The following is a 23,034-nucleotide window of genomic DNA, read 5'->3' on the forward strand; positions in this document are numbered from 1 at the left end:
ATATTCTTTGCCGGCATCCTTTATTTTCTCTTTATTGAGGTTGTATTGATAACCACAGCCCTGTGGCAGGGAAGGGGAACAGAACCTGTACTGACCTTAGCTATCACCACTATCGGGCAGACGAACCGAAAAGATATTATGTTCATCGGCATAGCGGTAAGATGCCGAACCACCGTGTAATAGAGCAATCGCGTTAACTAACGATAACCCCAGGCCGAAACCGGCAGTGTGGCGGGCATTATCTCCTCGCCAAAAACGCCGGAAAAGCTTATCCGCATCGGCTGGGTGGCTGCCCGGATTAGCGACCCGAATTTCTGCAACGTTATCATCATAAGCGCTTTCAATACGTATCACGGCGTTTTCATCAGAATAACGGATGGCATTCGTCAGCAGGTTTGAGAGCACTCTTTGTAATAATATTTCGTCAGCCCATACCGTTCCCTGACATTGATTTATAAAACAGATGCGCTTCTCCTCGGCAAGGGGGCTAAGATAATCCAGCATATTTTCGACCAGCGCATTGAGCGAAACAGGCTGTTTTTTTACCGCTATATTCTGGTGCTCCGCGCGTGCCAGAAAGAGAATATTTTCTGTCAGTCGCGACAGTCCCTCCAGCTCTTCAATATTATCGACAAGGGCTTGTTGATACTCTTCGGCGCTGCGTTCCTGACTCAGCATCACCTGATTCTTCCCCAGTAAAATATTAACCGGCGTGCGCAGCTCATGCGCCAGATCGTCGGCAAATTGGTTCAGGCGTTCAAAATCGTCGGAAAGCTTCTGGCGCATGGTATTTAGCGCTTGTCCAAGCGGCCTGAGCTCAACGGGTAACGCCTGTTCCGCCAACGGCTGGCGAAGTGTGCCGCTATCTGTCGCCGCGGTGAGTCGGCTGAGCGACGTAATGGCCCGCAGCCCGTTTCTGATGACTAATGGACTGAGCGCCGAACAGACGAGGATCGCGATAAGGCTCATCAGCAAACTGTTGCGGCGATATTGCGTCAGCATTTGCCGCCTTTCCGTCGCCAGCCTGGCAATAGTAAGGGTCAGCGGGTCATCGCCGCTTCTGGCGTTTACTCGTACCGCGGTCAGCTCCGTGCCTTGTACCGCCTGGCGAAATAAGGTTTCGCGGGTGATGTTTTTAGCCAGCGGAATCTCGTTAAAGCGTTGGTCGGGGATGCCGCTATGATTAATCGCAACATTGTGGCCTGTTGCTGAATGGATCAATAAGATATCCTGCTTCGTATCCACCATCCGATTGAAATAGAGCGGCAGATTTTCCGGCCTGGCGCCATCCAGTAACAGTTGCTGCATTTGCGCCGCCCGATTTATTAGCGTCATATCATCCCGATACGTTAATTCTTTGCTCAGCGCGTTATAGAGCGTCCAGCTAATGCCGGTACAGGCGAGGATAAGGATGGCGATAAAAGAAATTGTCAGGCGCAGCGTCATTGATAACTTAACCATTCTGCGACGTTTCCGCCTGTAATCGATAACCCATCCCCCGGACGGTCATAATGAGCTTCTTTTCAAATGGATCGTCTACTTTGGCGCGCAGCCGACGAATCGCGACATCAACGGTGTTGGTTTCACTATCAAAGTTAATTCCCCAAACTTCGCTGGCGATCGCGGTTCGGGGCACGATTTCTCCTGCCCGGGACGCCAGTAACCAGAGGAGCAGGAATTCTTTGCGGGTCAGGGAAATCGGTTTGCCATTTCGTGACACCGATTGCTTTGTGGCATCCATGTCCAGACCATTGATCGTCAGTCGGGTAAAGACAGGGACATGCTGTCTGAGTTGAGCTCTCACCCGGGCCAGCAGTTCGGCGAAGGAAAAAGGCTTAACAAGGTAATCATTAGCGCCCGCCTCAAGACCTTTGACGCGATCCTCAACCGAGTCGCGCGCCGTCAGGCAAATAACAGGGGACTGATGCGCAGTGCGTAACGCGCGTAAAACCTGCCATCCATCAAGCCCCGGCAGCATAATATCAAGAATAATCAATGAATAATGTTCCTGAAGGGCGAGGTGTAATCCGTCTCGTCCATCACAGGCATAATCAACCACATAGCCTGCTTCCGTGAGTCCCTGACGTACCCACTCAATGGTTTTCTGGTTATCTTCAATCAATAAAATCTTCATCAACGCAGTATGCCATAGGCTTGTTAGCGAATCCGTAAATCTCCAACAAGATGACATAATTGTCATGTCCGTGTAAGGTTAATCCTGGACGCGCCAGATATATTTTCCTGCATCAATACCGTAAAGGAGTGAAGCATGAAACGACATATACTGGCTACCGTGATAGCATCTCTTGTTGCAGCCCCGGCAATGGCGCTGGCCGCTGGCAACAATATTCTCAGCGTACATATTCTCGATCAGCAAACAGGCAAACCGGCGCCCGGCGTGGAGGTGGTACTGGAGCAGAAAAAGGATAACGGATGGACGCAATTAAACACCGGGCATACCGACCAGGATGGACGAATTAAAGCACTGTGGCCCGAAAAAGCTGCCGCGCCGGGGGATTATCGCGTTATTTTTAAAACCGGCCAGTATTTTGAAAGTAAAAAACTGGATACGTTTTTCCCGGAGATTCCCGTCGAGTTTCATATCAGCAAAACGAATGAGCACTATCATGTGCCGCTGTTATTAAGTCAGTATGGTTATTCAACCTATCGCGGGAGCTAATTTAGAGCCTATCCCATTAGGGCTATTTTACTTGCCATTTTGGTCCTGGGCAGTGCTCGCCAAAACGCGTTAGCGTTTTGAACGCCGCTTGCGGCGGCCCGAAGGGCGAGTGTAGCGAGTCAAACCTCACGTACTACGTGTACGCTCCGGTTTTTGCGCGCTGTCCGTGTCCAAACTGGCTGCGCCAATAACGCTTGGTGGGATAGGCTCTTAGATTGTATTAATCGCCGCGATTTATGGCGAGCAAACATCGCGGCGGGAATAAAAATCTTCAGCGTATCGACTCTTCTCCCACAAGCGGTGGTTATCCCGCTTGTGGGCATGAGTGACGGTTAAACAGGCGCTTCCATCTCAAGTCTGACCGGATGAAAACGGCGTTTGAAATAAATCAGGCCATGCCCATCCTGGCTAAGAATAATATTTTTGATCGCCACCAGATACACCAGATGCGTGCCAATGGTTTGTACCTCGCTGATCTCGCCTTCAAGACCGGCCAGCGCGCCGTTAAGTACCGGCTGGCCCAGCGGCCCGTTTTGCCAACATGGCTGGTGAAAACGCTCTTCCATCGCCATCCCCGTCATACCGGCAAAGTGGCGCGCCATCAGCTCCTGCTCATGGTTAAGTACATTAATGCACAGCTTGCCGTTGCCCTGAAAGACGGGGTTCATGGCGCTATTGGCATTAATACATACCATCACGGAGGGCGGCGTATCGGTGACGGAACAGACCGCTGTTGCGGTGATACCGCAGCGTCCGGCGTGACCCGCCGTGGTTACGATGTTGACCGCTGCCGCCAGACTTGCCATCGCATCGCGAAAACGCAGACGTTGTTCATCTACTTGCATGAGAACCTCCTGCCGCGTTATTTCAGCAGCTTATCCAGTTGATTGATGTCGTCGTTATTGTGCAAATGCGAAACCGTCCAGCCATTCTGATCGTATTCGGAGAGGCAGCGATCGACCATTGCCATCATCTTATCCATATTGCCGGAGCTCTGGGCCTGACGCAGGCACTGCAGACGAATTTCATCCTGGCTGCCCGAGTAGTTAATCTCGTACAGCTCATGGCGACCGCCAAACTCGCTGCCGATGGCATCCCACATCAATTTAAGAATTTTGATACGTTCAACATGGTCCATTCCGTTAGAGCCGCGTACGTATTTCGCCAGGTACTGGTCGATTTGCGGATTATTCAGATCGCGGGCGCTGGAAGGCAGGTAAATCAGGCCGCTGGTAACGTTACGTTCAATAATATTTTTAATTTTCGCGTAGGCCATTGGGGCCATCACACGATAGGTTTGCAGCGCGGCGTGGTCCGGTAGCCAGGCGCCGTTTACCCACGGGGTTGCTTCGGAACACATAGAATCGCTCAATGCCCAGAACATATTGCGCCAGGCCACGACTTCGCCGAGATCGGCCTGCACGCCCCGGAACTCTACGGTACCCGTACATTCGAGCGATTTTTTCAGCAGCGCGGTAATGAAATCAAGTTTAACCGCCAGACGAACACAGGCTTGCAGTGGATACATACGGGCAAAGCCGCCTTCCATCGTCCAGCGACGGCAACGATCGAAATCACGGTAAATCAACACGTTTTCCCACGGGATCAACACCTTGTCCATCACCAGAATGGCATCGTTTTCATCAAAGCGGCTGGAGAGTGGATAATCAAACGGCGAGCCCGTCGCGCCCGCGACCATTTCATACGAGGCGCGCGAAATAAGTTTTACGCCTTCGGCATCCATTGGCGCGACAAACATCAGAGCGAAATCCGGGTTTTCGCCCATCACCTGGGCTGAGCCGAAACCAATCATGTTGTAGTGAGTCAGGGCGGAGTTAGTGGCGACAACTTTCGCCCCGCTGACAATAATCCCGGCGTCCGTCTCTTTCTCCAGCTTGATATAGACGTCTTTCACTTCGTCGGCAGGTTTGTGGCGGTCAATGGGCGGGTTGACGATAGCATGGTTAAAGTACAGGCCAGTCTCCTGAATGCGGGTGTACCAGTTGCGGGCGTTCTGCTCAAACTGGCCGTAGAAGGCTGGGTTAGCGCCCAGAGCGCAGCCAAAGGCGGCTTTGTAATCCGGTGTGCGTCCCATCCAGCCGTAACTCAGGCGTGACCACTCGGCGATAGCATCACGCTGTTGGCGCAGATCGTCTGCGCTTTTCGCCACGCGGAAAAATTTATGCGTATAACCGCCGCTGCCGGTATCGGTATTCCAGCACAGGGTATCTTGCATCGACGGTTTATGTAATGCGTCATACAGTTGTGCGACAGAGGCTGCGGCATTGCGGAATGCCGGATGTGTCGTAACATCTTTAACGCGTTCGCCGTAAATATAAATTTCCCGCCCGTCCTGCAGGCTTTTTAAATACTCTTCGCCCGTTAACGGACGCTTGTTATCAGTACGAAAATCTTCAGGTTTCATTGCGGCCTCTTCCTCGTTAATCGGAATGTTTTGTTAATAATATGTTTCTTATTTGTTGTTCAATTGAATAGGCAGAAGCGTAAACTGTGAAGAGACTTTCAGGACAACGGCGGGTACTTTTCAGATGAACGTCGAAGAAGAAGAGTAAAATGCGATCGCCGTCAACGTTGTAAGCGGGAGGGGATTCCCGTGTCGGCGGCGTGGGAAGGTAAGAATACTATGCTTCCGCTTCGCTATCAGGATGCTGGCGTCCCAGGGCAATAAGATCGTCCAGCAGCAGCATCAATTGCTGTGTTTTTTCGGGCGTGAAATCGGCCTCAATTTTTCGATAAGCCTCTTCTACCTGGCTTCGGGCACGGGCGTACAACGTTTGTCCCTGCTCCGTCAACATGACATATAACTTACGCTGATCGTTAACCGGCTTGAGTCGCAACACCAGTCCGTCTCGCTCCATGCGCGTCAATATTCCGGTCAGACTTGGACGCAAAATGCAGGTACGAAAGGCCAGCTCGTGAAAATCCATAGAGGGGCTATCGGCCAGGATTCGCACAATGCGCCATTGCTGGTCGGTCAGATTGTGGCTTTTAACGATGGGGCGGAAATAGGTCATTGCCGCTTCGCGCGCCTGAAGCAATGCGATGGTTAATGAATCATGCATAAGCGTTTCTCTTTTGCAGAATTATTAATACCTGAATAATCGTGTTTACCGATGTGAGCTATGACATCTGTTTTATGTCCAAAGTTTAACAGAAACAAGGGGTTTTATTTAACTATTTGATATGTATGTGTTTAATAATAAATTTGTGAAAATATTGTTAATCACATCACAAATACTTTACTTCAGCTTGCTAAATGTACAGCGAAAGCATAAATCTAATCATTAATATATTAATGAAATCACAGCCCGTTAAATCGGCCTGAGGAGTTTATGTATGAAGGGTACTGTTTTCTCCGTTGCGTTAAACCATCGCAGCCAGCTTGATGCCTGGCGAGAGGCTTTCTCTCAGCCTCCCTATAATGCGCCGCCTAAAACCGCAGTGTGGTTCATCAAGCCGCGTAATACGGTGATTCGTCACGGCGAACCCATTCCTTATCCGCAGGGAGAAAAGGTACTGAGCGGCGCGACAGTGGCGCTCATTGTGGGGAAAACCGCCAGCCGGATACGCCCTGAAGCGGCGGCGGACTATATCGCCGGGTATGCGCTGGCTAACGAGGTCAGCCTGCCGGAAGAGAGCTTTTATCGCCCGGCGATTAAAGCGAAATGTCGCGATGGCTTTTGCCCGCTGGGTGAAATGGCGCCGCTGAGTGATGTGGATAACCTCACCATTATCACGGAAATCAACGGACGAGAAGCGGACCACTGGAATACTGCCGATTTACAGCGTAGCGCCGCACAACTGCTTAGCGCGTTAAGTGAGTTCGCTACGCTTAACCCTGGCGATGCGATCTTACTCGGTACGCCGCAGAATCGCGTTGCGCTGCGTCCCGGCGATCGGGTGCGTATTCTGGCGAAAGGTTTACCCGCTCTGGAAAATCCGGTTGTCGCAGAAGATGAATTCGCCCGCCACCAGACTTTTACGTGGCCGCTGTCAGCGACGGGTACGTTATTTGCGTTGGGGTTGAACTACGCCGATCACGCCAGCGAGCTGGCATTTACGCCGCCGAAAGAGCCGCTGGTATTTATCAAAGCGCCAAACACCTTTACCGAACATCACCAAACGTCGGTGCGCCCGAACAACGTCGAATATATGCACTACGAAGCCGAACTGGTCGTGGTGATTGGCAAAACGGCGCGTAAGGTGAGCGAAGCCGAAGCCATGGAGTATGTGGCCGGTTACACCGTCTGTAACGACTACGCGATCCGCGACTATCTGGAAAACTACTACCGTCCGAATCTGCGGGTAAAAAGCCGCGACGGCCTGACGCCGATAGGCCCGTGGATTGTGGATAAAGAGGCGGTTTCTGATCCGCACAACCTGACGTTACGCACCTTTGTCAACGGTGAGCTGCGGCAGGAAGGGACGACCGCCGATCTGATCTTCAGCATCCCGTTCCTGATTTCTTATCTGAGCGAATTTATGACGTTGCAACCGGGCGACATGATTGCCACCGGTACGCCGAAAGGGCTGTCCGATGTGGTGCCGGGGGATGAAGTTGTCGTTGAAGTAGAAGGCGTGGGTCGCCTGGTTAACCGAATCGTCAGTGAGGAGAGCGCAAAATGAAGAAAATAAATCATTGGATTAACGGCAAAAACGTTGCAGGTAACGACTACTTCCAGACCACTAACCCGGCGACCGGTGATGTGCTGGCGGAAGTAGCCTCCGGCGGTGAAGCAGAAGTGAACCAGGCTGTCGCGGCGGCAAAAGAGGCGTTCCCGAAGTGGGCCAACCTGCCGATGAAAGAGCGCGCGCGCCTGATGCGCCGCCTTGGGGACCTGATTGACCAGCATGTGCCGGAAATCGCGGCGATGGAAACCGCCGACACCGGCCTGCCTATTCACCAGACTAAAAACGTGCTGATCCCGCGCGCCTCGCATAACTTCGAATTCTTCGCCGAAGTGTGCCAGCAGATGAACGGCAAGACCTACCCGGTTGACGATAAAATGCTCAATTATACGCTGGTGCAGCCCGTCGGCGTCTGCGCGCTGGTGTCGCCGTGGAACGTGCCGTTTATGACCGCGACCTGGAAAGTTGCGCCGTGCCTGGCGCTGGGTAACACCGCGGTGCTCAAAATGTCCGAGCTGTCGCCGCTGACTGCCGACAGGCTGGGCGAGCTGGCGCTGGAGGCAGGAATTCCGGCAGGCGTGCTGAACGTGGTGCAGGGCTACGGCGCGACGGCGGGCGATGCGCTGGTACGCCACCATGACGTGCGTGCGGTGTCGTTTACCGGCGGTACCGCCACCGGTCGCAATATCATGAAAAATGCCGGGCTGAAAAAATACTCGATGGAGCTGGGCGGCAAATCGCCGGTGCTGATTTTTGAAGACGCCGACATTGAGCGCGCGCTGGACGCCGCGCTGTTCACCATCTTCTCGATCAACGGCGAACGCTGCACCGCCGGGTCGCGCATTTTTATCCAGCAGAGCATTTACCCTGAGTTCGTGAAGCGCTTTGCCGAACGCGCGAATCGCCTGCGTGTCGGCGATCCGACGGACCCGAACACCCAGGTCGGCGCGCTGATTAGCCAACAGCACTGGGAAAAAGTCTCTGGCTATATTCGCCTCGGCATTGAAGAGGGCGCAACGCTGCTGGCGGGCGGTGCGGAAAAACCCACTGACCTGCCTGCGCATCTGAAAGGCGGTAACTTCCTGCGCCCAACCGTGCTGGCCGATGTCGACAACCGTATGCGCGTTGCGCAGGAAGAGATCTTTGGGCCGGTCGCCTGCCTGCTGCCATTCAAAGACGAGGCGGAAGGGTTACGTTTGGCGAACGACGTCGAATACGGTCTGGCCTCTTATATCTGGACCCAGGACGTGAGCAAAGTGTTGCGCCTGGCGCGTGGGATTGAAGCCGGCATGGTCTTCGTCAACACCCAGAACGTCCGCGACCTGCGCCAGCCGTTCGGCGGCGTGAAAGCCTCCGGTACCGGGCGCGAAGGCGGCGAATATAGCTTCGAAGTGTTTGCGGAAATGAAAAACGTCTGCATCTCAATGGGCGACCATCCTATCCCAAAATGGGGAGTTTGATATGGGCAAGTTAGCGTTAGCAGCAAAAATTACCCACGTGCCGTCGATGTATCTATCTGAACTGCCGGGAAAAAACCACGGTTGCCGTCAGGCAGCCATTGATGGGCATATTGAAATTGGCAAGCGTTGCCGCGAAATGGGCGTTGACACCATTATCGTATTCGACACCCACTGGCTGGTGAATAGCGCTTATCACATTAATTGTGCCGACCATTTCCAGGGCGTCTATACCAGCAACGAATTGCCGCACTTTATTCGCGACATGACCTATGACTATGACGGTAATCCGGAGCTCGGCCATCTGATCGCCGACGAGGCGGTCAAACTGGGCGTGCGCGCCAAAGCGCACAACATCCCGAGCCTGAAGCTGGAGTATGGCACGCTGGTGCCGATGCGCTACATGAACAGCGACAAGCACTTCAAAGTGGTCTCCATCTCGGCGTTCTGTACTGTTCATGACTTTGCCGACAGTCGCAGACTGGGCGAAGCCATTCTCAAGGCGATTGAGAAATATGACGGTACCGTAGCGGTATTCGCCAGTGGTTCTCTGTCGCACCGTTTTATTGACGACCAACGGGCGGAAGAGGGGATGAACAGCTACACCCGCGAGTTCGATCACCAGATGGACGAGCGCGTGGTCAAGCTGTGGCGCGAAGGCAAATTCAAGGAGTTTTGCACCATGTTGCCGGAGTACGCCGACTACTGCTACGGCGAAGGCAACATGCACGACACGGTCATGCTGCTGGGAATGCTGGGTTGGGACAAATACGACGGCAAGGTGGAGTTCATCACCGACCTGTTCGCCAGCTCCGGTACCGGCCAGGTAAACGCTGTTTTCCCGCTGCCTGCGTAAGGGGTGTTTATGCCGCACTTTATTGCTGAATGTACTGAAAATATTCGCGAGCAGGCTGATTTACCCAGCTTGTTCAGCAAGGTAAACGAGGCGCTGGCCGCCAGCGGGATTTTCCCCATCGGCGGTATCCGCAGTCGCGCCCACTGGCTGGATACCTGGCAGATGGCTGACGGTAAGCATGATTACGCGTTTGTGCATATGACGCTGAAAATCGGCGCCGGGCGCAGCCTGGAGAGCCGTCAGGAAGTCGGCGAAATGCTGTTTGGGCTGATTAAAGCCCACTTCGCCGACCTGATGGAGAACCGCTATCTGGCGCTGTCGTTTGAGATTGCCGAGTTACATCCAACGCTCAATTACAAACAAAACAACGTACACGCGTTATTTAAATAGCACACTCTTTCGCCCGGTGGCGCTGCGCTGACCGGGCCTACAAAAAAACGATGCACGAAGCAGTACCGAACCGTAGGCCGGGTAAGACGCACCCGCGTCGCCACCCGGCGCAGCAGCACCGAATGACGTAACAGGAAGCAACTATGCTCGATAAACAGACCCATACCCTGATCGCTCAGCGACTTAATCAGGCTGAAAAACAGCGTGAACAGATTCGCGCAGTGTCGCTGGATTATCCCAACATCACTATTGAAGATGCCTATGCCGTACAGCGCGAATGGGTCAATATCAAAATTGCCGAAGGGCGCACGCTCAAAGGCCACAAAATCGGCCTGACCTCAAAAGCGATGCAGGCCAGCTCGCAAATCAGCGAACCGGATTACGGCGCGCTGCTTGACGATATGTTCTTCCATGACGGCGGCGATATCCCCACCGACCGTTTTATCGTCCCGCGTATTGAAGTGGAGCTGGCGTTTGTGCTGGCGAAACCGCTGCGCGGCCCTCACTGCACGCTGTTCGACGTCTACAACGCCACGGATTATGTGATTCCGGCGCTGGAACTGATTGACGCCCGCAGCCACAACATCGACCCGGAAACCCAGCGCCCGCGCAAAGTGTTCGACACCATTTCCGACAACGCCGCCAACGCCGGGGTGATCCTCGGTGGTCGTCCCATCAAACCAGACGAGCTGGATCTGCGCTGGATCTCCGCGCTGCTCTATCGCAACGGCGTGATCGAAGAAACCGGCGTCGCCGCAGGCGTGCTGAATCATCCGGCCAACGGCGTGGCGTGGCTGGCAAACAAGCTTGCCCCCTACGATGTCCAGCTTGAAGCCGGGCAGATCATCCTCGGCGGCTCGTTCACCCGCCCGGTGCCGGCGCGCAAGGGCGACACCTTCCATGTCGATTACGGCAACATGGGCGCGATCAGTTGCCGGTTTGTGTAAGGAAAAAACGATGAAAAATGCTTTCAAAGACGCGTTAAAAGCGGGGCGCCCGCAAATCGGTTTGTGGCTGGGGCTTGCCAACAGTTACAGCGCTGAACTGTTAGCGGGCGCCGGCTTCGACTGGCTACTGATTGACGGTGAACACGCGCCAAACAACGTGCAGACGGTGTTGACCCAGTTGCAGGCGATTGCGCCCTATCCCAGCCAGCCGGTGGTGCGTCCGTCGTGGAACGATCCGGTACAGATTAAGCAACTGCTCGACGTCGGCGCGCAAACGCTGCTGATACCGATGGTGCAGAATGCCGATGAAGCGCGAAACGCCGTAGCGGCTACGCGTTATCCGCCTGCCGGTATTCGCGGCGTGGGCAGCGCGCTGGCGCGGGCATCGCGCTGGAATCGCATTCCGAACTATCTCCACCAGGCCAACGACGCCATGTGCGTACTGGTGCAGATTGAAACGCGTGAGGCGATGAGCAATCTGGCGTCAATTCTCGACGTGGATGGCATTGACGGCGTGTTTATTGGTCCGGCGGACCTCAGCGCCGATATGGGCTTTGCCGGCAATCCGCAGCACCCGGAAGTGCAGGCGGCGATTGAGAACGCCATCGTGCAGATACGCGCGGCGGGGAAAGCGCCGGGGATTCTGATGGCCAATGAAGCACTGGCGAAACGTTATCTGGAACTGGGGGCGCTATTTGTCGCCGTCGGCGTTGACACCACGCTGCTGGCGCGCGGCGCGGAGGCGCTGGCGGCGCGCTTTGGCGCAGAAAAAAAGCTGTCCGGTGCGTCCGGCGTCTATTAAGCCTGGCCCGGTAAGCGTAGCGCTACCGGGCAACCGTAGTACCCTACAAAATTCCCATCAGAGGAAAAAAAATGAGCGACACATCATCTGCACTTCCGGAAAGCCCCGAGTCTGTCAGTTCGCACAACGCGCTCAGCACGGGTCAACAAACCGTCATAAATAAACTGTTCCGCCGACTGATCGTATTTTTATTCGTGTTGTTTATCTTCTCGTTTTTAGACCGTATCAACATCGGTTTTGCCGGGTTGACGATGGGGCAGGATCTGGGGTTAAGCGCCACCATGTTTGGCCTTGCCACGACGCTGTTTTACGCCACCTACGTCATTTTCGGCATTCCCAGCAACGTGATGTTGAGCATCGTCGGCGCCCGCCGCTGGATTGCGACCATTATGGTGCTATGGGGCATTGCATCTACCGCCACGATGTTCGCGGTGGGACCGAAAAGCCTGTATGTGCTGCGAATGCTGGTGGGCATTACCGAAGCGGGCTTTTTGCCAGGAATATTGCTCTATTTAACTTACTGGTTTCCGGCATTTTTCCGCGCCCGCGCCAACGCATTATTTATGATTGCCATGCCGGCCACTACCGCGTTGGGGTCGATTGTCTCCGGCTATATTTTATCGTTGGACGGCATATTCAATCTGCATGGATGGCAGTGGTTATTCCTGTTGGAAGGATTTCCGTCAGTTTTGTTAGGCATTATGGTCTGGTTTTACCTGGATGATACCCCGGCAAAAGCCAAATGGCTGACGGCAGAGGATAAAAAATGTTTGCAGGAGATGATGGATAATGACCGCCTGACGCTGGTTCAGCCGGAGGGGGCCATCAGCCATAACGCCATGCAGCAGCGTAGTCTGTGGCGCGAAGTATTCACGCCAATTGTACTGATGTATACGCTGGCCTATTTTTGCCTTACCAATACGCTTAGCGCCATTAGTATCTGGACGCCGCAAATCCTGAAAAGTTTTAATGAAGGCAGTAGCAATATCACCATCGGCCTGCTGGCGGCGATCCCGCAGATTTGTACTATTCTGGGCATGATTTACTGGAGCCGCCATTCGGACAAACATCAGGAGCGTAAACATCACACGGCGTTGCCGTTCCTGTTTGCCGCCGCGGGCTGGCTGCTGGCGTCGGCGACCGACCATAACCTGATCCAGCTCCTGGGGATCGTGATGGCATCCACGGGTTCCTTTAGCGCGATGGCGATCTTCTGGACCACGCCGGATCAGTCGATCAGTTTACGCGCCAGGGCGATAGGCATTGCGGTCATCAATGCCACCGGCAATATTGGCTCCGCGCTCAGCCCGTTTATGATTGGCTGGCTAAAAGATATCACCGGTAGTTTCAATAGCGGACTCTGGTTTGTCGCTTCTCTGTTAGTCGTCGGCGCCGCCATTATCTGGCTTATTCCCATGAAAGCATCGCGTCCGCGCGCCACCCCTTGAGGAGAAACTATGTGCCAACGTGCGATCGCCAATATTGATATCAGCAAAGAGTATGACGAAAGCATGGGCAGTAACGATGTGCATTATCAGTCGTTTGCTCGTATGGCGGATTTCTTTGGTCGTGATATGCAGGCGCATCGCCACGACCAGTTTTTTCAAATGCACTTTCTTGATACCGGGCAGATTGAGCTACAGCTCGACGATCATCGCTATTCGGTGCAGGCGCCGCTATTTGTGCTTACGCCGCCCTCGGTGCCGCATGCTTTTATTACCGAATCGGATAGCGATGGTCATGTTCTGACGGTACGCGAAGAGCTGGTTTGGCCGCTGCTGGAAGTGCTTTATCCCGGCACCAGAGAGGCCTTCGGCCTGCCGGGAATCTGCCTGTCGCTGGCGGATAAACCCAACGAGCTGGCGGCGCTCAAACATTACTGGCAGCTAATTGAGCGGGAGTCCACGGAACAACTGGCTGGCTGCGAACATACCCTGGTGCTACTGGCGCAGGCGGTATTTACCTTGCTGTTGCGTAATGCGAAGCTGGACGATCACGCCGCAACCGGGATGCGCGGTGAACTGAAACTTTTTCAGCGCTTTACCCTGTTAATTGACAACCACTTTCATCAGCACTGGACGGTGCCCGATTATGCCTGCGAGCTGCATATTACCGAATCTCGTTTGACCGATATTTGCCGACGTTTTGCTAATCGCCCGCCTAAACGCCTGATTTTTGATCGGCAATTACGCGAGGCGAAACGACTGCTGCTTTTTTCCGACAATGCTGTCAACGAGATCGCCTGGCAATTAGGTTTTAAAGATCCGGCTTATTTTGCCCGTTTCTTTAATCGCCTTGCTGGCTGTTCTCCTTCGCAGTTTCGCCAACGTGAAGTTCCCTCTTTTCTCAACTAAGAAGAGTAAAAACATGATGAAAAAAAGCGTCGCTATGCTGGCGGTGTGTATGCTGGCGCAAAGCCACCTTGCCATTGCTGCCGGTACTCCTGCGCCTCAAGAGATCAACATTGTTTTACTGGGCACCAAAGGCGGGCCTTCTTTGCTCAATACAGCCAGACTACCGCAAGCGACGGCGCTTACTATCGGCGATAAAATATGGCTGATAGATGCCGGCTACGGCGCCAGTCTGCAACTGGTGAAAAATGGCATTCCACTGCGCAACATCAATACTATTTTGCTCACCCATCTGCACAGCGACCACATACTGGATTATCCTTCCTTGCTGATGAATGCCTGGGCGAGTGGTCTGAAAGACCATACCATACAGGTTTATGGCCCGCCGGGAACCCAGGCGATGACGAAGGCTAGCTGGAAGGTCTTTGACAGGGATATCACGCTACGCATGGAAGAAGAGGGGAAACCCGATCCGCGCAACCTGGTTAAGGCGACCGATATTGGCCAGGGCGTCATCTATAAAGATGAACTGGTCACAATAAGCGCGCTGAAAGTGCCTCATTCCCCTTTCCCGGACGGTGAAGCGTTTGCTTACCGTTTTGATACCCAGGGTAAGCGAATCGTCTTCTCTGGCGATACGTCCTGGTTTCCGCCGCTTGCAACGTTTGCCCAGGGGGCGGATATCCTGGTACATGAGGCGGTACATGTCCCCTCGGTAGCAAAACTGGCTAATAGTATTGGCAACGGAAAAACGCTGGCTGAAGCGATTGCGTCGCATCACACCACGATTGAAGATGTCGGTAAGATTGCTCGCGAGGCCCACGTGAAAAAACTGGTGTTAAGTCATCTGGTGCCTGCAACGGTTGCGGATGACGTCTGGCAACAGGAAGCCATGAAAAATTACCCTGGCCCTGTCATTGTCGGTCATGACAATATGACGATAAGCGTACCGTAAGTATCAGGGCAGGGATAAACCCACGGGCTGACATGATGTCAGCCCGTTATGCTTTTGGCGATCAGCATGACGCGCAGAGCTTTTGTCTAAAACATTATTTTTTCTAAACACTACTTGCTGATTTTTATGCACAATAAAGGTAAAATGATTGCTCTGGTGAAATATCACTAAATAAGAATGTCACGGATGGAATTTATACAGTGTTAAAAGCAATGCGTTTCTTTGTCTGCCGGCCATCAGTAATATCCTCTGTACCGGCTCCTCGTTGCCAAAGTGAAGGTTAGATTAAACGAATCAAAAAATATCCGAACTGTACAATTTTTATATCAAACATATTTAACTGCAAAATACTGCAAACGTGCGCGAATACACTTAATCAGTAGTATGGCTAATGCATACTTTATTTCCTAAACTTTCTTATTATCTATTTGAATATTTCTGGTTAAACCAAATGGACAAACGGATACCAGACACTCGAAAGGATAACTGCAGGCTTCTGGTTTAGGATTGCAGTTACCAGGACAGTGGCTATTTTCTTTAAGCGATTTCCATAGAACAGGATTAAACCTGGTAACGTTGTAAACAGTAACGGGATAAAGTTTATCGTTTATTAAGACCCCCTTATTAAAGGGGATGATAATGCTACCTGGAGGCATGTAAACATCTGCCTGATACCATAAGGTCAATCTAAGATTTTTTAGGCTATGTATGCATGAGAACGACACTCCGGTAGAGGGACTTATAACTGTATCAACGACCTTCCATTCCATTACAGAAACCTTTTAAGTGAAATAGTCAATGGTGTAAATTACATTTTCCGCAAGCCTATTCAGGATAGATGAAAATCTGAGAAACATAACTCGTTGAAAACGATCGTTTTTTATTGACCACTCTATTTATATTGATTTTTTAATAAGTTATTTATTTTATGCTCTTATTTTGTTTACATTCTATTACATTTTTGTATTTTAAGCGTGGTGTAAATATTGGGCGGTAGTGGATGTTATAATGCTCAATTATTAAACTGTAAGTGACTGTTGTATTTCTTATTTATAAATACCGCAACCTGTAAGCGCAGCGGTACATTTTACCCGGCATTGACAGGGAGAAGGTACGTATCAACCAGAGAGTACAAAACAGTGAAAGAATATATTCTTCAGGCAATAAATGATCGCTAACGTGTAAAAATAACCGACGTATCTAAAAAATGTGAACGTGTGGCTGGTCTTTATTTAAACGATGATCTTCGCAATGGCGCATTAATGGCTGACATTGGCGGTTCGTTGATCGGGTTGTGCGCGGTGAAAGGCTATATTTCTTCCGTTGGGGGAAGTATGTCAGAGGCATTCTGGTATTATACCGGGTGCATGTAAATCCGGGGTGGGCAGAAAGCCCACCCTCGGTTTATTGCCTTTATCGTGGATTAGGGATGCGAGATAAAGCGAGAAAGGCGTTGCAGCAGTAACCGGTTTTCTTCGCGCAGCCGTGAATTCTCTTCCAGCAGCGTTAACGCGACCGCGATCCCAGGCCAGTCGAGCGCCAGCTCCTCGCGTAAGCGTAGCGCGCGTTGTACCACGCTCGCTGCGCGATCGTCGAATTGCCAGTCGGCGTTATCGTCTTCGTAAGGCTCAATTACGCCAAGTCCGACGATTTCGTTTAGCTCCTCTTCCGTCACGCCGGTGTGCAAACAAAATTCGGTGATGGTAAAGGTGACAGTGATGTTAGCCATTATGCTTTCCCCCATTGCTGGCGTGGGTCAAAGGACGACTGCGCGTCCGCCAGTTGTTGCCACAGGGCAGCTGTTTTCTCGTCAGGTTTCGGCGGCATAACGATTTTGATGATGGCATAGAGATCGCCAGTGTGCTTTTTACTGGCTAATCCTTTTCCTTTGATACGCAGCCGCTGACCTGCCTGGCTACCGGGGGGAATGGTCAGCAAAATACGCTCTTTAAGCGTTGGCACAGACACCTTAGCGCCGAGCGCCGCCTCCCATGGGGCAAGCGGAAGGACGACTTCCAGATCCTGATTGACAATATCAAAGAGCGGATGCGGGGCAATATGGATAACGAGCCATAAATCGCCATTAGGTCCGCCGTTTTCCCCCGGCGTGCCCTGGCCTTTCAGTCTGATTCGTTGCCCGTTGCTGACGCCAGCCGGGATTTTCACATTCAATGTTTTGGGAATTTCCCGCTCCACCAGGCCGAACGCGTTATAAACGGGGACGGAATAGCTAATCGTACGCTGGTGCTCTTCCAGCGTTTCTTCCAGGAATACCGCCACTTCAATTTCGATATCATGACCGCGTGCGGCGTGGCGGTGGTGCGAATGGCGACCGTGCTGACCAAAAATAGACGAGAAAATATCATCAAAATCTTCGGCGTTATACGGCTGGCCTTCGTGTTGCTGGAACTGGCGATTAAATTGTGGATCGTTACGGTGTTGCCATAACTGGTCATACTCGGCGCGCCGTTGCTCATCACTCAGCACTTCCCATGCTTCAGCAACCTCTTTGAAACGGGCTTCGGCATCGGGTTCTTTGCTGACATCTGGATGGTACTTGCGGGCCAGTCGGCGATAGGCGGTCTTAATCGTCTTGAGATCGTCCGTCGGTTTCACGCCCATAATGGCGTAATAATCCTTAAGTTCCATAGCATCATCTCGCTAAATCAATACATACAGAAGGGACCCCAAAAAGGTTTCTCCACTAAGTGTAGGGTAAACCTGAAAAGTGCGTATGAAAACACCAGTTATATCATTAGTAAGAATAAATTACGTTGTTCGACTATCAGAAGGTTGCGCAGCGCGCCGACATAACTTTACAGGGGAAAGGTTGCCAAAACCGCGCCAGTGGCTAAGATAACTCGCGTTAAACAGTGAGGGCGCAATGGCGAAACAACAACGGATGGGCTGGTGGTTTCTTTGCCTTGCATGTGTCGTGGTAATGGTTTGTACCGCGCAACGCATGGCGGGCCTGCACGCCTTGCAGATGCAGGCGACGGCCTCTGCTGCGGTGGTCAGCGCTCCCTCCTCGACAGATGACGGCTCGCCGGTCACCCCCTGCGAATTAAGCGCCAAGTCGCTGCTGGCGGCGCCTCCGGTACTCTTTGAAGGCGCTATCCTTGCGCTTTGTCTACTGCTTTCCTTACTGGCGCCTGTCCGGGTCATGCGCCTGCCGTTTTCGCCTCCACGGGCTATTTCGCCGCCCACATTACGGGTACATCTACGATTTTGTGTCTTCCGTGAATGACAGACCGGTTATTGCTAACGGTTAATTACTCATTCACGGAGAAAAAATATGATGATTTTGTTCAGGCGGATACTGTTCTGCCTGTTATGGCTTTGGCTGCCCGTCTCCTGGGCGGCAGAAAGCGGCTGGCTGCGTTCGCCCGATAACGACCATGCCAGCATACGGCTACGTGCCGATACGTCCGCTAACGGTGAGACCCGGCTGTTGCTTGACGTCAAACTGGAAAACGGCTGGAAAACCTACTGGCGCGCGCCGGGGGAAGGGGGCGTGGCGCCCTCTATCGCCTGGAAAGGCGACATGCCTGAGGTAAGCTGGTTCTGGCCAACCCCCTCGCGCTTTGATGTGGCGAATATCACCACCCAGGGATATCACGACGAGGTGACCTTTCCGATGATCGTGCGCGGTACGCCGCCCGCGACCTTGAGCGGCGTGTTGACGTTATCAACCTGCAGCAATGTTTGTCTGTTGACCGATTACCCCTTTTCCGTGACGCCCACTGTGCAGAATGCCGATTTTGCCCATGACTATGCGCGGGCGATGGGTAAAGTTCCGCTCCGCAGTGGACTAACGGACTCGCTTGACGTCGGCTATCGCCCGGGAGAACTGGTGGTCACTGCTACGCGAGCGGCGGGCTGGTCATCGCCCTGGCTCTATCTTGACACCATAGATGACGTCGATTTTGCGAAGCCTCGCCTGCGCGTAGAGGGCGACAGGTTACAGGCGACGGTGCCGGTGACGGACAGTTGGGGCGAAAAGGCGCCCGATTTGCGCAACAAATCGCTGACCCTCGTGTTAGCCGATGGCGCTATCGCCCAGGAGAGCACGCAAACCATTGGCGCTGCGCCAGCGCAAACGCTGGACAATGCGGCGCTACCTTTCTGGCAAGTTGTAATGATGGCGCTGATCGGCGGACTGATTCTTAATTTAATGCCCTGCGTACTGCCGGTCCTGGGCATGAAACTTGGCTCTATTTTATTGGTAGAGGAAAAAAGCCGCTCTCACATCAGGCGACAATTTTTGGCTTCGGTCGCCGGTATCATTGCGTCATTTATGGCGCTGGCGGCGTTTATGACCCTCCTTCGCCTGTCAAACCATGCGCTGGCCTGGGGAGTCCAGTTCCAGAATGCATGGTTTATTGGTTTTATGGCGCTGGTGATGTTGTTGTTTAGCGCCAGCCTGTTCGGGCTTTTTGAGTTCAGGCTTCCCTCATCTATGACCACGAAACTGGCCACTTACGGCGGTAACGGTATGTCGGGACATTTCTGGCAGGGGGCATTCGCCACGCTGCTGGCGACGCCTTGTAGCGCGCCGTTTCTGGGCACGGCGGTCGCGGTGGCGCTCACGGCGTCGCTGCCGACGCTGTGGGGGCTGTTCCTTGCGCTTGGCCTGGGAATGAGCGCGCCGTGGCTACTGGTCGCGATACGACCAGGGCTTGCGCTACGTTTACCGCGCCCCGGGCGCTGGATGAATGTCCTGCGCAGGATCCTCGGTCTGATGATGCTGGGGTCGGCTATCTGGCTGGCGACGTTACTCCTGCCGCATTTCGGCTTCACTGCGTCAAAGAGCGCGCAAGACACGGTTCAGTGGCAACCGTTGAGTGAACAGGCAATCCAGTCGGCGCTGGCGCAGCATAAGCGGGTATTTGTCGATGTCACTGCGGACTGGTGTATTACCTGTAAAGTGAATAAATACAACGTCCTGCAAAAAGAGGATGTGCAGGCCGCCTTGCAACAGCCGGATGTTGTGGCGCTGCGGGGAGACTGGACGCTGCCGTCCGATGCTATTACAGATTTTCTGAAAACGCGTGGCCAGGTCGCCGTGCCGTTTAATCAGGTATATGGCCCCGGCTTGCCGGAAGGGGAGGCATTGCCCACTTTGCTGACCCGCGATGCGGTATTACAAACGTTGAAAAAAGCGAAAGGAATAACCCAATGAAATACATGATTGTTTTGCTGCTGGCGCTGTTTTCGACGCTGAGCATCGCGCAAGAAACCGCCCCTTTTACGCCGGATCAAGAAAAGCAGATTGAAAATCTGATCCATGCGGCGTTGTTTAACGATCCTGCCAGCCCGCGGATAGGCGCTAAACACCCTAAGCTGACGCTGGTGAACTTTACGGATTACAACTGCCCGTACTGCAAACAGCTCGATCCGATGCTGGAAAAGATTGTGCAGAAATATCCTGACGTTGCGGTCATTATTAAACCGCTGCCATTCAAAGGAGAGAGTTCCATACTGGCGGCGCGTATTGCGCTGACCACCTGGCGCGAGCATCCGCAACAGTTCCTCGCGCTACATGAAAAACTCATGCAAAAGCGCGGTTACCATACGGATGACAGTATTAAACAGGCCCAGCAGAAAGCAGGGGCTACGCCAGTGACGCTGGATGAAAAAAGCATGGAAACGATACGCACTAATTTGCAGTTGGCAAGGCTGGTCGGCGTGCAAGGAACGCCAGCGACGATCATTGGCGACGAGCTGATTCCGGGCGCGGTGCCCTGGGATACGCTGGAAGCGGTGGTGAAAGAAAAACTGGCGGCTGCCAATGGCGGCTAAACTGCGGCGTTGGCTGCGTGAAGCCGCGGTTTTTCTGGCGCTCCTCATCGCGATAATGGTGGTCATGGACGTCTGGCGCGCGCCGCAGGCGCCTCCGGCGTTTGCCGCGACACCGTTACATACGCTGACGGGAGAGTCGACAACTCTGGCGACCTTGAGCGAAGAACGCCCCGTACTGCTCTATTTTTGGGCCAGCTGGTGCGGGGTATGCCGCTTTACTACGCCTGCGGTCGCTCGCCTGGCGGCTGAAGGGGAAAACGTCATGACCGTTGCGCTCCGCTCCGGCGATGACGCTGAGGTTGCCCGCTGGCTGGCGCGCAAGGGCGTTGACTTCCCGGTCGTCAATGATGCTAAAGGCGCCTTATCCGCTGGCTGGGAAATCAGCGTGACACCAACGCTGGTGGTGGTTTCACAAGGTCGGGTTGTGTTCACCACCAGCGGCTGGACCAGCTATTGGGGCATGAAGCTTCGGCTGTGGTGGGCAAAAACGTTCTGAATATGCGCCGGGGTTTCCCGGCGCTAACGCGTTTACTGTAAGAAAAACCCCCGTTTTGCGAAATCGTTCCCGGAAAAATGATCCATTTCTGTCACACTCAGAACGATTTGATAACAACAAGAGGTCATAGGGATGAAAAAATCATTACTCGCTGTTGCTGTGGCAGGGGCTGTTTTGTTGTCATCCGCCGTACAGGCGCAGACAACGCCGGAAGGTTATCAATTACAACAGGTGCTGATGATGAGCCGCCATAATCTGCGGGCGCCGCTGGCGAATAATGGCAGCGTACTGGCGCAGTCGACGCCGAACGCCTGGCCGGCGTGGGACGTTCCCGGCGGGCAACTGACGACGAAAGGCGGCGTGCTGGAAGTCTATATGGGACATTACACACGTGAATGGCTGGTCGCGCAGGGGCTGATACCGTCGGGAGAATGTCCGGCGCCCGACACGGTATATGCCTATGCGAATAGTTTGCAGCGCACCGTCGCCACCGCGCAATTTTTCATTACCGGCGCTTTCCCCGGCTGTGATATTCCTGTTCATCATCAGGAAAAAATGGGCACTATGGACCCTACCTTCAATCCGGTAATTACCGATGATTCCGCCGCGTTCCGGCAACAGGCCGTACAGGCGATGGAAAAGGCGCGTAGTCAGCTGCATCTTGATGAGAGTTATAAACTGCTTGAGCAGATAACGCATTATCAGGACTCGCCGTCCTGCAAAGAGAAGCATCAGTGTTCGCTAATCGACGCGAAAGATACCTTCAGCGCGAACTATCAGCAAGAGCCTGGCGTGCAGGGGCCGCTTAAAGTAGGGAACTCGCTGGTGGATGCGTTTACCCTGCAATATTACGAAGGGTTTCCGATGGATCAGGTCGCCTGGGGCGGGATCCACACCGATCGGCAGTGGAAGGTGCTGTCAAAACTGAAAAACGGCTATCAGGACAGCCTGTTTACCTCACCCACGGTGGCGCGCAATGTCGCTGCGCCGCTGGTGAAATATATCGATAAGGTGCTGGTTGCCGATCGCGTTAGCGCGCCGAAGGTTACCGTGCTGGTGGGGCATGATTCCAATATCGCGTCGCTGCTGACGGCCCTGGATTTTAAACCCTATCAGCTCCATGACCAGTATGAGAGAACGCCGATTGGCGGCCAGCTTGTCTTCCAACGCTGGCATGACGGCAACGCTAACCGGGATTTGATGAAAATCGAGTATGTCTACCAGAGCGCCCGGCAGTTACGTAACGCGGAAGCGTTAACGCTCAAATCGCCCGCGCAAAGGGTAACCCTGGAACTGAAAGGATGTCCGGTGGATGCGAACGGCTTCTGTCCGCTGGATAAGTTCGATAACGTCATGAACACTGCCGCAAAATAGCCGTATGCCCCCGCGCAGGCGGGGGCGTTTGTGTTATACGTTCTTACGTTCGATGATTTGTTCGCCCCAGAAGAGCGAGTCTTTGTCCGTTTTCTCAAAGGCTTTGATCAGCACCTCATCGCCACCTTCTTCCCATATTTTTTCTGCCAGTTTCTCGTCATAGTGAGCGACTTCAAAAATGGCTTCGGCAATTTCCGGCGACGTATTACGCAGGCTTGCCCATTCGCCGACGCGGTGCGCTTTTGCTTCTTGAGTTGGCATTCGAATCCTCCTG

The 23,034-nt window shown here is 53.3% G+C and carries 24 protein-coding genes; 15 read left to right on the forward strand and 9 right to left on the reverse strand.

Annotated elements, in window-relative coordinates:
* Positions 1-96 precede the first annotated feature (96 nt).
* Both J4650_RS00225 and hprR read right to left on the reverse strand, forming a co-directional pair.
* Positions 97-1,461: a heavy metal sensor histidine kinase gene (locus J4650_RS00225; protein WP_000240033.1), complete on the reverse strand. Its 1,365-nt coding sequence runs from the start codon at positions 1,459-1,461 to the stop codon at positions 97-99.
* The gene (hprR, locus tag J4650_RS00230; protein WP_000698207.1) at positions 1,454-2,134 is read right to left on the reverse strand and encodes a response regulator transcription factor HprR; all 681 of its coding nucleotides are present in this window, start codon (positions 2,132-2,134) and stop codon (positions 1,454-1,456) included. Before hprR ends, J4650_RS00225 begins: the two co-directional genes overlap by 8 nt.
* Positions 2,135-2,269: 135 nt before the next feature.
* On the opposite strand from hprR, the gene hiuH reads away from it, so the two are divergent.
* Entirely contained in the window at positions 2,270-2,680 is a 411-nt protein-coding gene (gene hiuH / locus J4650_RS00235) for a hydroxyisourate hydrolase (protein ID WP_000820358.1), read from the forward strand.
* A gap of 332 nt (positions 2,681-3,012) precedes the next feature.
* Here hiuH and J4650_RS00240 read toward each other — a convergent pair whose 3' ends face one another.
* From J4650_RS00240 to hpaR, 3 genes are all read right to left on the reverse strand, one after another.
* Positions 3,013-3,525 (reverse strand): 4-hydroxyphenylacetate 3-monooxygenase reductase subunit, encoded by a 513-nt coding sequence (locus tag J4650_RS00240; RefSeq protein ID WP_001195551.1) that lies wholly within the window; start codon positions 3,523-3,525, stop codon positions 3,013-3,015.
* 17 nt (positions 3,526-3,542) lie between these two features.
* Complete coding sequence (gene hpaB, locus J4650_RS00245; RefSeq protein ID WP_000801496.1) at positions 3,543-5,105, reverse strand: 4-hydroxyphenylacetate 3-monooxygenase, oxygenase component; 1,563 nt, start codon at positions 5,103-5,105, stop codon at positions 3,543-3,545.
* 217 nt (positions 5,106-5,322) lie between these two features.
* Positions 5,323-5,763, reverse strand: a complete 441-nt coding sequence (gene hpaR, locus J4650_RS00250) for a homoprotocatechuate degradation operon regulator HpaR (RefSeq protein WP_000543922.1) — start codon at positions 5,761-5,763, stop codon at positions 5,323-5,325.
* Between the two features lie 274 nt (positions 5,764-6,037).
* Between hpaR and hpaG the strand changes: the two genes are divergently transcribed.
* From hpaG to J4650_RS00295, 9 genes are all read left to right on the forward strand, one after another.
* Positions 6,038-7,327, forward strand: a complete 1,290-nt coding sequence (gene hpaG, locus J4650_RS00255) for a 4-hydroxyphenylacetate degradation bifunctional isomerase/decarboxylase (protein ID WP_000679220.1) — start codon at positions 6,038-6,040, stop codon at positions 7,325-7,327.
* Positions 7,324-8,790, forward strand: coding sequence for a 5-carboxymethyl-2-hydroxymuconate semialdehyde dehydrogenase (hpaE, locus tag J4650_RS00260; RefSeq protein ID WP_000723524.1), 1,467 nt, complete (start codon positions 7,324-7,326; stop codon positions 8,788-8,790). The genes hpaG and hpaE overlap by 4 nt, the downstream gene beginning before the upstream one ends.
* A 1-nt stretch (position 8,791) precedes the next feature.
* Complete coding sequence (hpaD, locus tag J4650_RS00265; RefSeq protein WP_000516978.1) at positions 8,792-9,643, forward strand: 3,4-dihydroxyphenylacetate 2,3-dioxygenase; 852 nt, start codon at positions 8,792-8,794, stop codon at positions 9,641-9,643.
* A 9-nt stretch (positions 9,644-9,652) separates the two neighbouring features.
* Positions 9,653-10,033, forward strand: a complete 381-nt coding sequence (locus J4650_RS00270; RefSeq protein WP_001119857.1) for a 5-carboxymethyl-2-hydroxymuconate Delta-isomerase — start codon at positions 9,653-9,655, stop codon at positions 10,031-10,033.
* A gap of 143 nt (positions 10,034-10,176) precedes the next feature.
* On the forward strand, positions 10,177-10,980 hold the full coding sequence (gene hpaH, locus J4650_RS00275; protein ID WP_000884795.1) for a 2-oxo-hept-4-ene-1,7-dioate hydratase: 804 nt from the start codon (positions 10,177-10,179) through the stop codon (positions 10,978-10,980).
* Positions 10,981-10,990: 10 nt separating this feature from the next.
* Positions 10,991-11,782: a 4-hydroxy-2-oxoheptanedioate aldolase gene (hpaI, locus tag J4650_RS00280; RefSeq protein WP_000785073.1), complete on the forward strand. Its 792-nt coding sequence runs from the start codon at positions 10,991-10,993 to the stop codon at positions 11,780-11,782.
* 71 nt (positions 11,783-11,853) lie between these two features.
* Positions 11,854-13,230, forward strand: a complete 1,377-nt coding sequence (hpaX, locus tag J4650_RS00285; RefSeq protein ID WP_001285803.1) for a 4-hydroxyphenylacetate permease — start codon at positions 11,854-11,856, stop codon at positions 13,228-13,230.
* Between the two features lie 9 nt (positions 13,231-13,239).
* On the forward strand, positions 13,240-14,136 hold the full coding sequence (gene hpaA, locus J4650_RS00290) for a 4-hydroxyphenylacetate catabolism regulatory protein HpaA (protein WP_000336602.1): 897 nt from the start codon (positions 13,240-13,242) through the stop codon (positions 14,134-14,136).
* A gap of 13 nt (positions 14,137-14,149) precedes the next feature.
* Positions 14,150-15,088, forward strand: a complete 939-nt coding sequence (locus J4650_RS00295) for an MBL fold metallo-hydrolase (protein ID WP_000976561.1) — start codon at positions 14,150-14,152, stop codon at positions 15,086-15,088.
* Between the two features lie 407 nt (positions 15,089-15,495).
* On the opposite strand, the gene J4650_RS00300 is transcribed toward J4650_RS00295, so the two are convergent.
* The 3 genes from J4650_RS00300 to cbpA form a co-directional block, all read right to left on the reverse strand.
* Positions 15,496-15,858: an anti-adapter protein IraM gene (locus J4650_RS00300; protein ID WP_001537781.1), complete on the reverse strand. Its 363-nt coding sequence runs from the start codon at positions 15,856-15,858 to the stop codon at positions 15,496-15,498.
* A gap of 653 nt (positions 15,859-16,511) precedes the next feature.
* Positions 16,512-16,817, reverse strand: a complete 306-nt coding sequence (cbpM, locus tag J4650_RS00305) for a chaperone modulator CbpM (protein WP_001284251.1) — start codon at positions 16,815-16,817, stop codon at positions 16,512-16,514.
* Complete coding sequence (gene cbpA / locus J4650_RS00310) at positions 16,817-17,737, reverse strand: curved DNA-binding protein (protein ID WP_000420603.1); 921 nt, start codon at positions 17,735-17,737, stop codon at positions 16,817-16,819. Before cbpA ends, cbpM begins: the two co-directional genes overlap by 1 nt.
* Before the next feature lie 235 nt (positions 17,738-17,972).
* Between cbpA and J4650_RS00315 the strand changes: the two genes are divergently transcribed.
* The 5 genes from J4650_RS00315 to agp all read left to right on the forward strand — a co-directional run bounded on the left by J4650_RS00315 (position 17,973) and on the right by agp (position 22,760).
* The gene (locus J4650_RS00315) at positions 17,973-18,335 is read left to right on the forward strand and encodes a copper resistance protein (protein ID WP_001118902.1); all 363 of its coding nucleotides are present in this window, start codon (positions 17,973-17,975) and stop codon (positions 18,333-18,335) included.
* A 48-nt stretch (positions 18,336-18,383) separates the two neighbouring features.
* Positions 18,384-20,270, forward strand: a complete 1,887-nt coding sequence (locus J4650_RS00320) for a thioredoxin family protein (RefSeq protein WP_023993500.1) — start codon at positions 18,384-18,386, stop codon at positions 20,268-20,270.
* Positions 20,267-20,890, forward strand: coding sequence for a DsbA family protein (locus tag J4650_RS00325; RefSeq protein WP_000876685.1), 624 nt, complete (start codon positions 20,267-20,269; stop codon positions 20,888-20,890). Before J4650_RS00320 ends, J4650_RS00325 begins: the two co-directional genes overlap by 4 nt.
* Positions 20,880-21,386 (forward strand): protein disulfide oxidoreductase, encoded by a 507-nt coding sequence (locus J4650_RS00330; RefSeq protein WP_000729206.1) that lies wholly within the window; start codon positions 20,880-20,882, stop codon positions 21,384-21,386. Before J4650_RS00325 ends, J4650_RS00330 begins: the two co-directional genes overlap by 11 nt.
* A 132-nt stretch (positions 21,387-21,518) precedes the next feature.
* Positions 21,519-22,760 carry a bifunctional glucose-1-phosphatase/inositol phosphatase gene (gene agp / locus J4650_RS00335; RefSeq protein WP_000749201.1) on the forward strand — a complete coding sequence of 414 codons (1,242 nt, stop codon included), beginning with the start codon at positions 21,519-21,521 and terminating at the stop codon, positions 22,758-22,760.
* Between the two features lie 33 nt (positions 22,761-22,793).
* On the opposite strand, the gene J4650_RS00340 is transcribed toward agp, so the two are convergent.
* Entirely contained in the window at positions 22,794-23,021 is a 228-nt protein-coding gene (locus J4650_RS00340) for a YccJ family protein (RefSeq protein ID WP_023993499.1), read from the reverse strand.
* Between the last annotated feature and the right edge of the window lie 13 nt (positions 23,022-23,034).

Origin of the sequence: Salmonella sp. 32120201201600049SM (assembly GCF_017572835.1) — a bacterium.
GTDB lineage: Bacteria > Pseudomonadota > Gammaproteobacteria > Enterobacterales > Enterobacteriaceae > Salmonella > Salmonella enterica.

Bases quoted from the DNA above. Each gene is read 5' to 3' on its own strand.
- hpaH (WP_000884795.1), top strand. From the start codon at position 10,177: ATGCTCGATAAACAGACCCATACCCTGATCGCTCAGCGACTTAATCAG.
- hpaE (WP_000723524.1), top strand. From the start codon at position 7,324: ATGAAGAAAATAAATCATTGGATTAACGGCAAAAACGTTGCAGGTAAC.
- hpaX (WP_001285803.1), top strand. From the start codon at position 11,854: ATGAGCGACACATCATCTGCACTTCCGGAAAGCCCCGAGTCTGTCAGT.
- hpaI (WP_000785073.1), top strand. From the start codon at position 10,991: ATGAAAAATGCTTTCAAAGACGCGTTAAAAGCGGGGCGCCCGCAAATC.
- hpaB (WP_000801496.1), bottom strand. From the start codon at position 5,105: ATGAAACCTGAAGATTTTCGTACTGATAACAAGCGTCCGTTAACGGGC.
- J4650_RS00225 (WP_000240033.1), bottom strand. From the start codon at position 1,461: ATGGTTAAGTTATCAATGACGCTGCGCCTGACAATTTCTTTTATCGCC.
- hpaA (WP_000336602.1), top strand. From the start codon at position 13,240: ATGTGCCAACGTGCGATCGCCAATATTGATATCAGCAAAGAGTATGAC.
- J4650_RS00340 (WP_023993499.1), bottom strand. From the start codon at position 23,021: ATGCCAACTCAAGAAGCAAAAGCGCACCGCGTCGGCGAATGGGCAAGC.
- J4650_RS00315 (WP_001118902.1), top strand. From the start codon at position 17,973: ATGGCGAAACAACAACGGATGGGCTGGTGGTTTCTTTGCCTTGCATGT.
- hprR (WP_000698207.1), bottom strand. From the start codon at position 2,134: ATGAAGATTTTATTGATTGAAGATAACCAGAAAACCATTGAGTGGGTA.
- cbpM (WP_001284251.1), bottom strand. From the start codon at position 16,817: ATGGCTAACATCACTGTCACCTTTACCATCACCGAATTTTGTTTGCAC.
- J4650_RS00325 (WP_000876685.1), top strand. From the start codon at position 20,267: ATGAAATACATGATTGTTTTGCTGCTGGCGCTGTTTTCGACGCTGAGC.
- agp (WP_000749201.1), top strand. From the start codon at position 21,519: ATGAAAAAATCATTACTCGCTGTTGCTGTGGCAGGGGCTGTTTTGTTG.
- J4650_RS00330 (WP_000729206.1), top strand. From the start codon at position 20,880: ATGGCGGCTAAACTGCGGCGTTGGCTGCGTGAAGCCGCGGTTTTTCTG.
- J4650_RS00295 (WP_000976561.1), top strand. From the start codon at position 14,150: ATGATGAAAAAAAGCGTCGCTATGCTGGCGGTGTGTATGCTGGCGCAA.
- cbpA (WP_000420603.1), bottom strand. From the start codon at position 17,737: ATGGAACTTAAGGATTATTACGCCATTATGGGCGTGAAACCGACGGAC.
- J4650_RS00270 (WP_001119857.1), top strand. From the start codon at position 9,653: ATGCCGCACTTTATTGCTGAATGTACTGAAAATATTCGCGAGCAGGCT.
- hpaG (WP_000679220.1), top strand. From the start codon at position 6,038: ATGAAGGGTACTGTTTTCTCCGTTGCGTTAAACCATCGCAGCCAGCTT.
- hiuH (WP_000820358.1), top strand. From the start codon at position 2,270: ATGAAACGACATATACTGGCTACCGTGATAGCATCTCTTGTTGCAGCC.
- J4650_RS00320 (WP_023993500.1), top strand. From the start codon at position 18,384: ATGATGATTTTGTTCAGGCGGATACTGTTCTGCCTGTTATGGCTTTGG.
- J4650_RS00240 (WP_001195551.1), bottom strand. From the start codon at position 3,525: ATGCAAGTAGATGAACAACGTCTGCGTTTTCGCGATGCGATGGCAAGT.
- J4650_RS00300 (WP_001537781.1), bottom strand. From the start codon at position 15,858: ATGGAATGGAAGGTCGTTGATACAGTTATAAGTCCCTCTACCGGAGTG.
- hpaR (WP_000543922.1), bottom strand. From the start codon at position 5,763: ATGCATGATTCATTAACCATCGCATTGCTTCAGGCGCGCGAAGCGGCA.
- hpaD (WP_000516978.1), top strand. From the start codon at position 8,792: ATGGGCAAGTTAGCGTTAGCAGCAAAAATTACCCACGTGCCGTCGATG.